The 13,646-nt window shown below is 71.0% G+C and carries 10 protein-coding genes; 5 read left to right on the plus strand and 5 right to left on the minus strand.

What is annotated here, in order from left to right; all coding sequences use genetic code 11:
* Positions 1-182: 182 nt before the first annotated feature.
* From MET9862_RS04075 to MET9862_RS04090, 4 genes are all read right to left on the minus strand, one after another.
* Positions 183-2,408, minus strand: a complete 2,226-nt coding sequence (locus MET9862_RS04075) for a xanthine dehydrogenase family protein molybdopterin-binding subunit (protein ID WP_142581832.1) — start codon at positions 2,406-2,408, stop codon at positions 183-185.
* A 47-nt stretch (positions 2,409-2,455) separates the two neighbouring features.
* Positions 2,456-3,430, minus strand: a complete 975-nt coding sequence (locus MET9862_RS04080) for an FAD binding domain-containing protein (protein ID WP_142581833.1) — start codon at positions 3,428-3,430, stop codon at positions 2,456-2,458.
* Positions 3,431-3,440: 10 nt separating this feature from the next.
* Positions 3,441-4,100, minus strand: a complete 660-nt coding sequence (gene paoA / locus MET9862_RS04085) for an aldehyde dehydrogenase iron-sulfur subunit PaoA (RefSeq protein WP_142581834.1) — start codon at positions 4,098-4,100, stop codon at positions 3,441-3,443.
* A gap of 92 nt (positions 4,101-4,192) precedes the next feature.
* Positions 4,193-4,939, minus strand: coding sequence for a sigma-70 family RNA polymerase sigma factor (locus tag MET9862_RS04090; protein ID WP_142581835.1), 747 nt, complete (start codon positions 4,937-4,939; stop codon positions 4,193-4,195).
* 229 nt (positions 4,940-5,168) lie between these two features.
* On the opposite strand from MET9862_RS04090, the gene MET9862_RS04095 reads away from it, so the two are divergent.
* The 5 genes from MET9862_RS04095 (at position 5,169) to MET9862_RS04115 (ending at position 10,690) form a co-directional block, all read left to right on the plus strand.
* Positions 5,169-5,999 (plus strand): aldo/keto reductase, encoded by an 831-nt coding sequence (locus MET9862_RS04095; protein ID WP_142581836.1) that lies wholly within the window; start codon positions 5,169-5,171, stop codon positions 5,997-5,999.
* Between the two features lie 149 nt (positions 6,000-6,148).
* On the plus strand, positions 6,149-7,174 hold the full coding sequence (gene nadA, locus MET9862_RS04100) for a quinolinate synthase NadA (RefSeq protein WP_142581837.1): 1,026 nt from the start codon (positions 6,149-6,151) through the stop codon (positions 7,172-7,174).
* Positions 7,171-8,724, plus strand: coding sequence for an L-aspartate oxidase (locus MET9862_RS04105; RefSeq protein WP_142581838.1), 1,554 nt, complete (start codon positions 7,171-7,173; stop codon positions 8,722-8,724). Before nadA ends, MET9862_RS04105 begins: the two co-directional genes overlap by 4 nt.
* Entirely contained in the window at positions 8,724-9,590 is an 867-nt protein-coding gene (nadC, locus tag MET9862_RS04110; protein ID WP_142581839.1) for a carboxylating nicotinate-nucleotide diphosphorylase, read from the plus strand. Before MET9862_RS04105 ends, nadC begins: the two co-directional genes overlap by 1 nt.
* Before the next feature lie 443 nt (positions 9,591-10,033).
* Positions 10,034-10,690, plus strand: coding sequence for a L,D-transpeptidase (locus MET9862_RS04115; protein WP_142581840.1), 657 nt, complete (start codon positions 10,034-10,036; stop codon positions 10,688-10,690).
* Positions 10,691-10,800: 110 nt separating this feature from the next.
* On the opposite strand, the gene MET9862_RS04120 is transcribed toward MET9862_RS04115, so the two are convergent.
* A complete protein-coding gene (locus MET9862_RS04120) occupies positions 10,801-13,614 on the minus strand; it encodes an ATP-binding protein (protein WP_142581841.1) in 2,814 nt (937 codons plus the stop codon).
* Positions 13,615-13,646: the final 32 nt, after the last annotated feature.

A 13,646-nucleotide genomic window follows, 5' to 3' on the forward strand; every position in this document is an offset into this window, starting at 1 on the left:
CACCGGAGGCGCGCCGGGCTGGACGCCGGCCGCGGCCGTGCCCGTCCGGGCGGCGCCCACCTCCGCCAAGCGCGGCGCGGGCAGGAGCAAGGCACGGCGCCCCAGGTCCGAGGCTGGCCTGATCGCAGTCTCGTAAGACACAGGCGCGCATTCCGGCTGTCGAGCGGAGCGCCCCGGTCCGCTCAGCTCCTCCGGGTGGCTCGTCCCTCCTGCTCCTCGAAGCCCTTCAGCACCTTGTCGAGGGTCATCGGGTAGTCGCGGATGCGGATGGCGGTGGCGTTGTAGATGGCGTTCGCCACCGCGGCGCCGGCACCGCAGATGCCGAGCTCGCCGAGCCCCTTGCTCTTGAGCGGGTTCGCCTTGTCGTCGAGTTCGGGCAGGAACACGGCCTCGATCGCGGGCACGTCGGCATGGGCCGGCACGTGGTACTCGGCGAGGTCGCGGTTCACGAAGCTGCCGAAGCGCGGGTCCATCACAGCGTCCTCCATCAGCGCGGCGCCGATGCCGAAGGTCATGCCGCCAATGGCCTGGGACCGCGCGGTCTTGGCGTTGAGGATACGCCCGCCGGTGAATACGCCGAGCATGCGGCGCAGGCGGATCTCGCCGGTCTCGGCGTCCACCGCGACCTCGGCGAAATGCGCACCGAAGGAATAGTGGGAGAACTGCTCCTTCAGGCTGCCGGGCTTGATCTCACCGGTCGCCTCCATCCCGTCGCGGCCGGCGAGGTCGGCGAGCGCCTCCGAGCGGTTGCCGGAGGTGACGCGCCCGTCCGCGAAGGCGGCCCCCTCCACCGCCATGTCGGCGGCCTTGAGGAGCGCCTGACGGAGGTTGTCGCAGGCCACGTAGAGGGCCGAGCCCGCCGAGCCCGCCCCGAACGAGCCGCCCGAGCCCGCCGCCATCGGGAAATCGGTATCGCCGATCTCGACGCGGATCCGCTCGACCGGCAGGCCCATCATCTCGCCCGCGATCTGAGCGAGGATGGTGTAGGTGCCGGTGCCGATATCGGTCATCGCCATGCGCACCGTCAGGCTGCCGTCCTGGGCGAGGCGCACGCGCGCGGCGGAGGGCATCAGCGGGTTGAGCCGGGCGGCCGCCGACATGCCCATGCCGACGAGATGGTGCCCCTCGCGCCGGCTGCCCGGGGCCTGGCGCCTGTCCCAGCCGAACATCCGCGCGCCCTCGCGCATGCAGGGCACGAGTTGACGCACCGTGAAGGGGACGCGTTTCTCGGGATCCTGCTCCGGCTCGTTGCGCACGCGCAGCTCGATCGGGTCGAGGGCCAGCTGCTCGGCGAGTTCGTCCATGGCGCATTCGAAGGCGAGCTGGCCCACCGCCTCCCCGGGCGCACGCATGGCCGAGGTGATCGGCACGTTCAGATTCGCCAGGCGATGCCGGGTGATCCGGTGCGGCGCGGCGTAGAGCGCGCGGGTGACGTTGGCGGAGGTCTCGAAGAACTGGTCGCCGATCGCGGCGTCCGACCAGGATTCGTGGGCGATGGCCGACAGGCGCCCGTCGCGGTCGGCGCCGAGGCGCACGCGCTGGATCGTGTCGGTTCGGTGGGTGCCGACATGGAATTCCTGCTGCCGGGTCATCGCCACCTTCACCGGCCGCCCGACGATGCGGGCGGCGAGCGCCGCGAGCGTCGCTTCGGGCTGGATCTGCAGCTTCGAGCCGAAGCCGCCGCCGATGTAGCGGCTGACCAGCCGGACCTTGTCCTCCGGGATCTTCAGCACCGCGGCCAGCGATTTCTGCCCGCGGTTGAGCATCTGGTTGGCGGTGAAGAGCACGACCCGGTCGCCCTGCCATTCGGCAATGGTGGCGTGCGGCTCCATTTGGGCGTGGATCTGCGGCGGGGTGGTGTAGGTGACGTCGAGCCGCACGGGCGCCGCGGCGAAGGCCGCCTCGAAGTCGCCGGCCTGCGAATCCGGGTCGGTCTGGGCCGGCTTCGGCTTGTAGGTCTCCGGCAGCGCAGCCTTGAGGGAGGCCTTGGGCGGTGCGGCGTCGTAGGCGACGCGCACCAGGGCGGCGGCGGCACGGGCCTGCTCGAAGGTCTCGGCCACCACGAAGGCGACGGGCTGGTCGAAGAAGTGGATCTCGGTGCCCTGGAGCTGCGGCCAGACCTGCTCGCGCTTCTCGCCCTGGGCCGGCACGTTCTCGTGCGTCATCACGTGGAGCACGCCGGGCGCGCGCCCGGCCGCGGCGGCGTCGAGGCTGCGGATCCGGCCGCTCGCCACCGTCGCGCCGAGGATGAAGCCGTAGGCCGCATTCCGGGGCTCGCGCACCTCGTAGGCATAGGGGGCGCGGCCCGTCACTTTCAGGCGGCCGTCGATGCGGTCGACCGGGCGTCCCACGAGCCCGTCGGGGCGCCCGTCGAGGGGCGTCGCGCCGATCGGCTGATTCATCTCCATGGAGAGGGTCCTCGCGAATGAGCAGGCGATAGGAGCAGGCGGCGGGTTCAGGCCCGGGCGGCCTCGTCGAGGACGGCGCGCAGGGTCCGGCGCGCCAGCGGGATCTTGAAGTCGTTGGCGCCGTAGCCCTTGGCGCCCGCGAGCACCCGGTCGGCGGCGGCGTCGGCCGCGCCGGTCTCGACCAGCGCGCGCTCGGCGGTCTCGACCCGCCACGGCCTGTGCGCGAGGCCGCCGAAGGCGAGGCGGGCATCGGCCGGGCGGCCGCCCTCGCCCTTGACGATGATCGCGGCCACGGAGACCGTGGCGAAGGCGTAGGAGGCCCGGTCACGCACCTTGCGGTAGAGATGCGTGCCGGCGATCGGCTTCGGCAGCGTCACCGCGGTGATGATCTCGCCCGGCTGCAGGGTCGTCTCGGTCTGCGGCGTGTCGCCGGGCAGGCGGTGGAAGGCGGCGATCGGAATGGTCCGCGCCGCGCCCCGCGCGTCGAGGGTCTCGACCGTGGCGTCGAGCGCCCGCATCGCCACGTTCATGTCGGAAGGGTTCGTCGCGATGCAGGATTCGCTCGTCCCCAGCACCGCCATGATCCGGGTGAAGCCGCCGATGGCCGAGCAGCCCGAGCCGGGCTCGCGTTTGTTGCAGGGTTTCGACGTGTCGTAGAAGTAGTAGCAGCGCGTCCGCTGCAGCAGGTTGCCGGCGGTGGTCGCCTTGTTGCGCAGCTGTCCGGAGGCGCCGGCAAGGAGCGCCTTGGCGAGCACCGCGTAATCCTTGCGCACCCGCGGATGCGCGGCGAGGTCGGCATTGCGCACCAGGGCGCCGATCCGCAGGCCGCCGCCTTCCGTGTCGGCCACCGTGTCGAGCGGCAGGCGGTTCACGTCGATCAGAGTCCCGGGCGTCTCGATCTGAAGCTTCATCAGGTCGAGCAGGTTGGTGCCGCCGGCGATGAAGCGGGCATCCGGGCGCGCGGCCGCGATCTCGGCGGCTTCCGCGACGCTCTTCGGGCGCTCGTAGCTGAAGGCCTTCATGATGCGCCCCTCAGATGTCGGCGGCGTCGCGGATCGCCGCGACGATGTTGGGATAGGCGCTGCAGCGGCAGATGTTGCCGCTCATCCGCTCGCGGATCTCGGGCTCGGCGAGCGCGGCCTCGAGGACGAGCGGCTCGGCGATCTGCGCGCTGACATGGCTCGGCCAGCCGGCCTTCGCCTCGCGCAGCATTCCGACCGCGGAGCAGATCTGGCCCGGCGTGCAGTAGCCGCACTGGAAGCCGTCATGCGCGATGAAGGCGGCCTGGACCGGGTGCAGGGCGTCGCCCTCGGCCAAGCCCTCGATCGTGGTGATCGCGTCGCCGTCGTGCATGGCGGCGAGGGTCAGGCAGGCATTGATCCGGCGTCCCTCGACCAGCACCGTGCAGGCGCCGCACTGGCCGTGGTCACAGCCCTTCTTGGTGCCGGTGAGACCAAGATGCTCGCGCAGGGCGTCGAGCAGGGTGGTGCGTGTGTCGAGCTCGAGGTCTCGCGCCTGCCCGTTGACGGTGAGCCGCACCGGCATCGTCTGCGGCGCCGGATCGCCGGGCGCGGGCGCCGCGACGGCATGGCCCGGCCAGCCGAAGCCCGCCGCGCCGACGGCCGCGGCGCAGCCCTCGACCATCGTGCGCCGGGTCAGTGCCAACGGGTTTCGCTGCTGTGGATCGTTCATGCCGCCATCCCGCGCTGCAACTGGTGCGGGTGGCAAACGTCCTGTGCCGGGGTTCGATCCGCCCCGGACTTGCGCCCGATCGGCGCGGGGCGTCAGATCTCCCCGGCCAGCCCGTCATGGCCGATGGCGGACAGGGTGAGATGGTCCGCTCCGACCTCGGCCCCCGTATAGCCCAGCATATGCGCGAGCTGGTCGCGCGCCCGCCAGACGCGGCTCTTCACCGTCCCGATGCGGCATTTGAGGATCTCGGCGGCCTCCTCGTAGGAGGCGTTCTCGACGGCGACGAGGATCAGCGCCTCGCGCATCACCGCGGGCAGGCGGTCGAGGGCGGCCTGAACATCCTGCAGGTCGAGATGGCCGCCCTGCTCGGGCACGGTCGAGAGCCGGGCGGCATGATCGCCGTCCGTGTCCGAGACCTCGCGGGACTGCTTCCGGTGCACGCTGTAGAAGGCGTTGCGCATGATCGTGAACAGCCACGCGCCGAGATTAGTCCCAGCCTTGAAGCTCGCGCGGCTGCGCCAAGCCCGCAGGAGCGTGTCCTGGACGAGGTCGTCGGCGGTGGTCGGGTTGCGCGTCAGGGACACGGCAAAGTTGTGGAGGCTCGGCACCGCTTCGAGCAGGCCGGCCCGGAACGCCTTCGCATCGCGATCCTCGGTCTTCGTCAGCGCCGCGTCCAGCTTGGCGATCAGCTCGGCGAGATGGGGCGTCGGCGGAGCCGGTTTCATCTCTGCATAGGCGGATTGAAGATGCAGGCCGAGATGCGCCCGGATGGCCTCGGTGAGACCCGGACGGAGGTCTGGGGATGCGATGGCGTTCGGCAGGGCTGGATGGCCAGACATCGAACCTCGTTCGCGCAGAAGTTGCCGGAAAAGCGGTATTGCACTTGTTGGTTCAACTCTCGCGCAGGCATCCAGGGGTTGCAGCAACATAGGTTACCGGTCCTGTCCGAAGACCCCTCGCGGCACTGGATCGGGCCGCAAAAGGAGCCAGGTGATGGCGAAATCATCCCGCGACCAGAGCGCGCGCCCCGCTCAGCCGGGGCCGGCGCCCCGCCCGGAGCCGACAGCCATGGCCGACCCTGTCCCGAGCCTGTCCCTCATCGACGGCCGGCCGATGCCGCAACTCGGCTTCGGCGCCTATCAGGTCGAGGAGGCCCGCGCCCCCGCGGTGGTCGGTGCGGCGATCCGGGCCGGATACCGCTCGATCGACACGGCGGCGATCTACGGTAACGAGGCCGGAATCGGACGGGCGATCCGGGACGCGGATGTCGCGCGCGCGGATCTCTTCATCACCACGAAGCTGTGGAATGACCGGCACGGCTACGACGCGGCGCAGGTCGCTCTGGACGAGAGCCTCGCCCGGCTCGGACTCGATCACGTCGATCTCTACCTGATCCACTGGCCCTGTCCGGGGCAGGGCCGGTTCGTGGAGGCCTGGAAGGGGCTGATCGCGTTGCGCGCGTCAGGCAAGGCGCGCGCGATCGGCGTCTCGAACTTTACGCCCGCGCATCTCGACCGAATCATCGGGGAGACCGGTGTCGTCCCGGCGGTGAACCAAGTCGAGCTGCATCCTCGCTTCCAGCAGGCGGCGTTGCGCGCGGCCCACATCCGTCACGGGATCGTGACGGAATCCTGGAGCCCGCTCGGGCGCGGCCAAGGCCTCGCCGACCCGGTCCTTGTTGCGATCGCGAAGGCGCACGGGCGGACGTCGGCCCAGGTGGTTCTGCGCTGGCACATCCAGAGCGGGCTCGTCGCCATCCCGAAGACGGCGACCCTTGAGCGTATCTCCGAGAACATCGCGGTCTTCGACTTCACCTTGAGCGCGGACGAGATGGACCGAATTGCCGCCCTCGACCGGGTCGATGGTCGCACCGGGCCGGATCCCGACCGGTTCGGCTGAGAATATATTGCTGCATCGCAGCGAGAGTTGGGGCGCATAACACCGCGTCGCAAAACCTTTATGCTCAGTCTCAGCATATCTGGACAGGGCTGTCTGGGCCGCCTAAGTTAGGCGGCACAATGCTCAAACTGAGCATAATGGAGGACGCCATGGCGGCGACCAGTCAGCCGATCTCCCGCAGCCCCGCCGGTCTCGCACCGGGTCTGCCCCTGCCCGACCTCTACGCCCGGGTCAGCCGGCACGTCCCGGCGATCGAGTGGCCGGCGCTCGCCCCGGACATCGAGGCGATCCTCCGGCTCAAGCGCGAGAAGAACGCCGTCATCCTGGCGCACAACTATCAGGCGCCGGAGATCTTCCACACGGTGGCGGACATCGTCGGCGACAGCTTGGCGCTCGCCCGCGAGGCGGTGACCGTCGAGGCGCAAGTCATCGTGCTGGCCGGCGTCCACTTCATGGCGGAGACGGCCAAGCTGCTGAACCCAGGCAAGACCGTGCTGATCCCCGACATGGGCGCCGGCTGCTCCCTTGCCGACTCGATCACGCCCGAGGACGTGCGCGGCCTGCGGGCCAAGTATCCGGGCGTTCCGATCGTGACCTACGTCAACACCTCTGCGGCGGTGAAGGCGGAGTCCGACCTCTGCTGCACCTCCGGCAATGCCGTCGCCGTCGTGCGCTCGCTCAATGCGCCGCGTGTCCTGATGATCCCCGACGAGTTCCTTGCCCAGAACGTCCAGGCCGAGGTGCCGGAGGTCGAGATCCTGACCTGGGCCGGCCATTGCGAGGTGCACGAGCAGTTCACCCCGGCCGACATCCGTGACGTGCGCGAGAGCTATCCCGGCGTCACCGTGATCGCGCACCCGGAATGCCCCCCCGAGGTTGTGGCCGAGTCGGACTTCTCCGGCTCGACCGCGATGATGATGAACTTCGTCACCGAGAAGCGGCCCCGGCAGGTCGTGCTGGTGACCGAGTGCTCGATGGCCGACAACATCGCCGCCGAGAACCCCGACATCGAGTTCATCAAACCCTGTAACCTCTGCCCGCACATGAAGCGGATGAGCCTCGGCAACATCCGGCGCGCCCTCGAGACCATGACCCACGAGGTCACGGTGGATGCGGCGCTCGCCGACCGGGCGCGCGCGGCGGTGGAGCGCATGCTGGCGGTGCGCGCACGATGAACGCCCTGTCCCGCAACCCCGCCGACCGCGTCGTCGTGGTCGGTGCGGGCGTCGCCGGTCTCAGCGTCGCGCTCCGGCTGGCGCCGCGGCCCGTCACGCTTGTGACGGCGCAAGCCCTCGGCCTCGGAACTGCGACCGGCTGGGCCCAGGGCGGCATCGCGGCCGCGATCGGCGCCGACGACGCGCCGGAGTTCCACGCGGCCGACACCCTGGCGGCCGGTGCGGGGCTGAGCGAACAGGCGGTGGCCCTGCGCGTTGCGGCGGAGGGCCCACGCCTGATCGACTGGCTCGTCGGCCTCGGCGTGCCCTTCGACCGGCAGGCGGACGGCGCCCTGGCGCTCGGTCTCGAAGCCGCGCATGGACGCCGCCGCATCGTGCGCTCGGGGGGCGACGCCACCGGCGCCCGCGTCCTCGAAGCCCTGGTGCGCGCGGTGCAGGCCGCTCCCTCGGTCGAGGTCGTCGCCGCCCGCGTCACCGACCTGCTGCAGGACGCGCACGGCGCCGTGGCCGGCGTGGTCTGCGAGCGAGACGGCGCCCCCTTCCGCATCCCGGCCCAGGCCGTGGTGCTGGCCACCGGCGGCGTCGGGGCGCTCTATGCCTCGACCACGAACCCCCGAGGTGCCACCGGCCGCGGCCTCGCGCTCGCCGCGCGGGCCGGCGCGGTTCTCCGTGACACGGAGTTCGTGCAGTTCCACCCGACCGCGATCGCGGCCGGCGCCGACCCGATGCCGCTGGCCACCGAGGCCCTGCGCGGGGAGGGGGCTTGCCTCATCGATGAGCGCGGCGAGCCGGTCATGGCCGGTGTCGATGGCGGCGACCTCGCCCCCCGCGATGTGGTCGCCCGCGGCATCTTCCAGGCTTTGGCCCGCGGCCGAACGGTCTTCCTCGACACGCGCGGGGCGCTCGGCGACCGCATGGCCGCGCGTTTCCCGACGGTCGCCGCGCTCTGCGCCGAGGCCGGCATCGACCCGGCGCGCCAGCCGATCCCGGTGCGCCCGGCCGCGCATTACCACATGGGCGGCATCGCGGTGGATGCCTCCGGCGCCAGCACCGTGCCAGGCCTCTATGCCTGCGGCGAGGTGGCCTCGACGGGGCTGCACGGCGCCAACCGGCTCGCCAGCAACTCGCTCCTCGAAGCGCTCGCCTTCGCGGGCTTCATCGCCGACGGGCTCGACGCCGCTCCCATCGGCGCCGTCCGGCCAACCGCGACGCAGGTTCGGGCCGGCTCCGACCTCGCCGCGATCCGGGCGCTGATGGAGACCCGCGTCGGCGTGGTCCGGGACGAGGCCGGCCTGCGCGCGGCCGTTTCCGCCCTCGCGCCGCTGGCGCCGTCTTGCGACGCCGCGCTCACCGCGCTGCTCATTGCCCACGGCGCGCTCGCCCGCGCGGAGAGCCGAGGCGCCCATTGGCGCAGCGACTGCCCCGCCCAGGCACCCGCCCGCCACAGCGAGACCACCCTCGGCGGGCTCGAACGCGCCCTCGCCGGAACCCTCGCCGTGCCCCTTGGCGGGCCCTTTGCCGATACCGTTCCGGCCACGGAGGCCCTGTGATGACCGAGATCCGTTCCGAACTGTCGCCGCTGCCGCGGCTCCTGGTGGAGCCCGTGGTGCGCGCCGCCCTGCTGGAGGACCTCGGCCGGGCCGGCGACATCACCACGGATTCCATCGTCCCGCCCGAGGCGCGTCTAAACGGTGTGATCGCCGCGCGCCAAGCTGGCGTGATCTCGGGTGTGGACGCTGCCCGCATCGCATTCGAGCTGATCGATCCGGCCGTGCAGGTCGCGGTGGAGCGCGGCGACGGGGCCCGCGTCGCGCCGGGCGACGTGGTGATCCGGCTCTCGGGGCCGGCACGGGCGATCCTCACGGCCGAGCGCGTCGCCCTCAACCTGCTCTGCCGGATGTCCGGGGTCGCCACCGCCACGGCCGGTCTGGTGGAGGCGGCCCGCCCGCATGGGCGCGCATCCATCGTCTGCACCCGCAAGACGACCCCGGGCTTGCGCGGCCTGGAGAAGCATGCAGTGCGGGCGGGCGGCGGCTCGAACCACCGGTTCGGCCTCGACGACGCGGTGCTGATCAAGGACAACCACATCGCGGTGGCCGGCGGCATCGTCCCGGCGATCGAGCGCGCGAAGGCGCGGGCGGGGCATCTCGTGAAGATCGAGGTGGAGGTCGATACGCTGGCGCAGCTGGAACAGGCCCTGTCGGTGGGGGCCGACGCGGTACTCCTCGACAATATGAATCCCGAGACGCTGCGGGAGGCGGTGGCGATGGTCGACGGCCGTGCGCTCACCGAGGCCTCCGGCCGGATCACCGTCGAGACGGTCGGTGCCGTGGCGGCCTCCGGCGTCGATCTGATCTCCTGCGGCTGGATCACCCACAGCGCCGCGATCATCGATCTCGGCCTCGACGCGGCCTAGCTGGCGCAGGCCTTTCGGATCCGCAAAAAGGAAAAAGCGCGCCCCGGTGCCGGGGATCGCGCTTGCGAGGTAGCCCGCGGTCTCAGGGACGGGCGATGCAATCCTAAGTCGGAGACCGCGGCCGGCGCACCCCGTCGCACGGGAAACTGGATACATTGTTCAGCCGCTGTCGCGACGGTGCGGCCAGTCGATCCGTCATGATTGCTCAGGATCTGGGCAGATCGGGCCGGCGTTCGTGTTCGCTCGGCGTCGTCATCCCGGTCCTACGGCAAAGCTGCCACAGTGTTGCCATGACATCACGAGGGGCCCCGAACCTCGCTGCGGTGCGGTTTCAGGCTTGGCTTTAAGCGGGGCTCGTTTACCCGTTGGCGAGAGATGTCCGAGCATTCTGCCGGACGAATTTTCACCGCGTTTCCACAACCTTCTGCCTTCGAGAGACCTCGATGCGTCGACACGCCCCCGCCCTGCTCGGGCTCGCCTTCGCGGCTGCCGCCTGGGCGACGCCCGCGCTCGCTTACGAGATCGATCCGCTTACCCGTCAGCCCCTCGACAACGCGCTCTCGGTGCGCGTCCGCCCGCAGAGCGTGCAGGCGGTGCCGACCGCCAACGCCGCGCTGAACACGGCCGATCCGCTCGACTCGGCAGTGCCGCAGATGTCGGCGATTCCGCGTGAGACGGTGGCCTATAACGGTCCCTACGGCGCCGGCACGATCGTGGTCTCCACCGCCGAGCGGCGGCTCTACCTCGTCCTCGGCGGTGGCCAGGCGATGCGCTACGGCGTCGGCGTCGGGCGTCCGGGCTTCACCTGGGGTGGCGTGCAGACCGTGACCATGAAGCGCGAGTGGCCGGATTGGCGCCCGCCGGCGACGATGCTGCGCCGCCGCCCCGATCTGCCCCGCTACATGAAGGGCGGTCTCGAGAATCCGCTCGGCGCCCGCGCCATGTATCTCGGCGGCACGATCTACCGCATCCACGGCTCCAACGAGCCGGAGACCATCGGCACCGCGGTCTCCTCGGGCTGCATCCGCATGACCAACGAGGACGTCACCGATCTCTACGAGCGCGTGAAGGTCGGCACCCGGGTCGTCGTCCAGCGCTGAGGCGCACGGCTCCCGCACAAACTGGAACGTCAGAACGCCGGCCTCGCGCCGGCGTTTTGCGTTTTTGGGTCGTGTGGGCCGCCCGGATCGGGTCGGTCGCCGGCGCCGGTTCAGGCCGCGCAGAGACTCTCGATCTCGCGGATGACTGCGCAGCGCATGCTGTGCAGGCGGCCGAGCATCGGCTCGACGCTGCGCTGCTCCTCACAGGCGAGTTCGATCTCCCGGCAGAGGTCGGCGAAGTGCCGGAAACCGAGCACGCCGCTCGCCGAGATCATGGCGTGGGCGTCGTGGGCGAGCTGTCCGCGCTCGGGAGTGCTGCCCGCCGGCCCGAAGCGCTCTCCGAGCTCCTTGGCGAGGGTGGCCAGGAGGTGCTGCATGCGCTTCTGTCCGACCACGGCGGTGACCTCCTCGAAGGTCGAACGGTCGAGGATCTTCGGAGCAACTTCCGCCTCCGCGGGGGAGGGCGCGGCCTCGCCGCTGGCCGTCCAACGCTCCACGCCCGCGAGCAGGGCTGCGCGCTTGAATGGCTTGCCGATATGGTCCGTCATTCCAGCGGCGCGGAAGGCCGCCACCTGCTGCGGCCGCACGCTCGCGGTCATCGCCACGATCGGTAGCGCCTTGCCCTGGTCGAGGGCGCGGATCTGCTGCGTCGCGGTCATCCCGTCCATCCCTGGCATCTGCACGTCCATCAGAACGAGGTCGTAGGACGCCGCGCGGACCGCCGCGATTGCCGCCGGTCCACTCTCCACGGCGTCGACCGTGTGACCGGCCGCGCACAGCACGGCGATCGCGAGGTCGCGGTTGAGCGGCATGTCCTCCACCAGGAGGATGCGGCGGGGCGGATAGTCCGGCTCGGCGGACGGCGCCGCCTGCCCTGCTGGACGCGCAGCGGGCGCGACGGGCAGGCGCAGCGTGAACCAGAAGGGCGAGCCGCGGCCCGCATCGCTCTCGACGCCGATCAGGCCGCCCATCAGCTCCACGAGCTGACGTGAGATGGCGAGGCCGAGGCCGGTGCCGCCGTATTCCCGCTGGATCGTGCCATCGACCTGACTGAAGCGCTCGAACAGCTTGTGCAGTTTGGTCGTGGGGACGCCGATTCCGGTATCCTGCACGGAGAAGCGCAGGCGTACCTCGCCGCCGTCCGAGCCCGCCAACCGTTCGAGGCCGAGCGTCACGCTGCCGGCATCGGTGAACTTCACGGCGTTGTTGAGCAGGTTCATCAGGACCTGCCTGAGGCGGTCGGCGTCGCCGATCACGCATCCGGGCAGGCCGGGGCCGACGCGCACGTCGAGGCGCAGCCCCTTGCCGTCCGCACCCGCCCGGGTGATCGCCACGGCCTGATCCATCAGGTCGGTGAGGACGAAGGGCTCGGCGGCGAGCTCGACCTGTCCCGCCTCGATCTTCGAGAAGTCGAGCACGTCATTGACCACCGTGAGCAGCGCCGCGCCCGCGCCGCGGATCCGCTCGGCATGGAGGCGCGCCGGGGTGCCGGCCTCGAGCTCGTCCACCAAGAGGTCGGCATAGCCAAGCACGCCGTTGAGCGGCGTGCGGATCTCGTGGCTCATCGTGGCGAGGAACTCGCTCTTGGCCGCGCTCGCGCGCTCGGCCTCGCCGCGGGCCGCCTCCGCGGCCGCCTTGGCGCTCACCAGGGCCGCCTCCGCGCATTTGCGCGCGGTCACGTTGATGTTGAGCCCGATCAGCCGTAGCGGCCGGCCGTTCTCGCCGTAGACCGCCCGGCCGGTGCTGCTCACCCAGCGGGTGCGTCCGTCCATTCCCGGCACGCGGAACTCGACGGTGAAGCTGTCGTTCCGCCTCACCGCCTCGGTCACGCCGGCCATCGCCGCCGGGCCATCCTCGGAATCGACGAGGGTGAGCCACTCCTCAAGGGAGAGGGTGTGACCCTGCGGCGCGTCGACTCCATGCAGTGTCGCGCTCTCGCCCGACCAGATGATGCGCTGCGTCTGGAGATCGAACTCCCATATGCCCGCCCCCGCTGCCTGCTGGGCGAGCTGCAGGTGGTTGCCCGTCTCCTCGAGCTTGCGCCGGGCGCCGATGATCTCGTCGATGTCGAGCGCCGTGCCGAGCATGGCCACGATCTCGCCGCGTTGGCGGATCGGGATCAGGATCAGCTTGTGCCAGCGATAGGCGCCGTCGCGGCGGCGCAGGCGCCCCTCGATCCGGTAGGGACTGCCTGTGCGCAGGGCCGTCCGCCAGGCCCGTTCCATCCGCTCGGCGTCCTCGGGATGGTTGCGGCCGATGCGCTCGGCGCGCCGATTGCCGATCGGGCCGTAGTATCGGTCGAATTGCTGGTTGGAGTAGGCCTTCTCGCCGGTCTCGACCGAGAAGATCCACACGAGCTGCGGCAGCGCGTCCGCGAGCGCGCGGTAGCGGGCCTCGCTGGCCTCGCGGGCAGCGATCTCCTCCTGCTGACGCTGGTTGGCCTCGTGCAGACGCAACTGGCCGACCACGATGGCCGCGAGGTCCTGCAACTGGCGCCTCTGGACCTCGCCGAAGGGGCGTCCGACGGTGTCGAGCAGGCAGAGCGTGCCGATGCGCAGGTCAGGCCCGATGATCAGCGGCGCACCGGCATAGAACCGGATTCCTGCCGGACCGGTCACCAGGGGGCTGCTGGCGAAGCGCGGGTCCTGGGTCGTGTCCGCGCAGACCAGGATCTCATCGGCCAGGATCGTATGGCCGCAGAAGGCACCCTCACGCGGGATCGGCGCGCCGTCGGTGCCGCAAGCGGCCCCGAAGCGCAGATGATCCGCCTCGACCAGCGACACCAGCGCGATGGGTACGCCGAACAGGCTCGCGGCCGTCCGGCAGATCGCGTCGAGATGCACGGCGGGATCCGCCCCGAGATCGCCCAGCGCACGAAGAGCTGCGAGCCGCGCGGCCTCGTTGCCTGCGACCGGAAACGCCATCTGACCCGCTCCCCGCAACCGGCCGTGACCGG

It is taken from the genome of Methylobacterium symbioticum (assembly GCF_902141845.1).
Lineage (GTDB): Bacteria > Pseudomonadota > Alphaproteobacteria > Rhizobiales > Beijerinckiaceae > Methylobacterium > Methylobacterium symbioticum.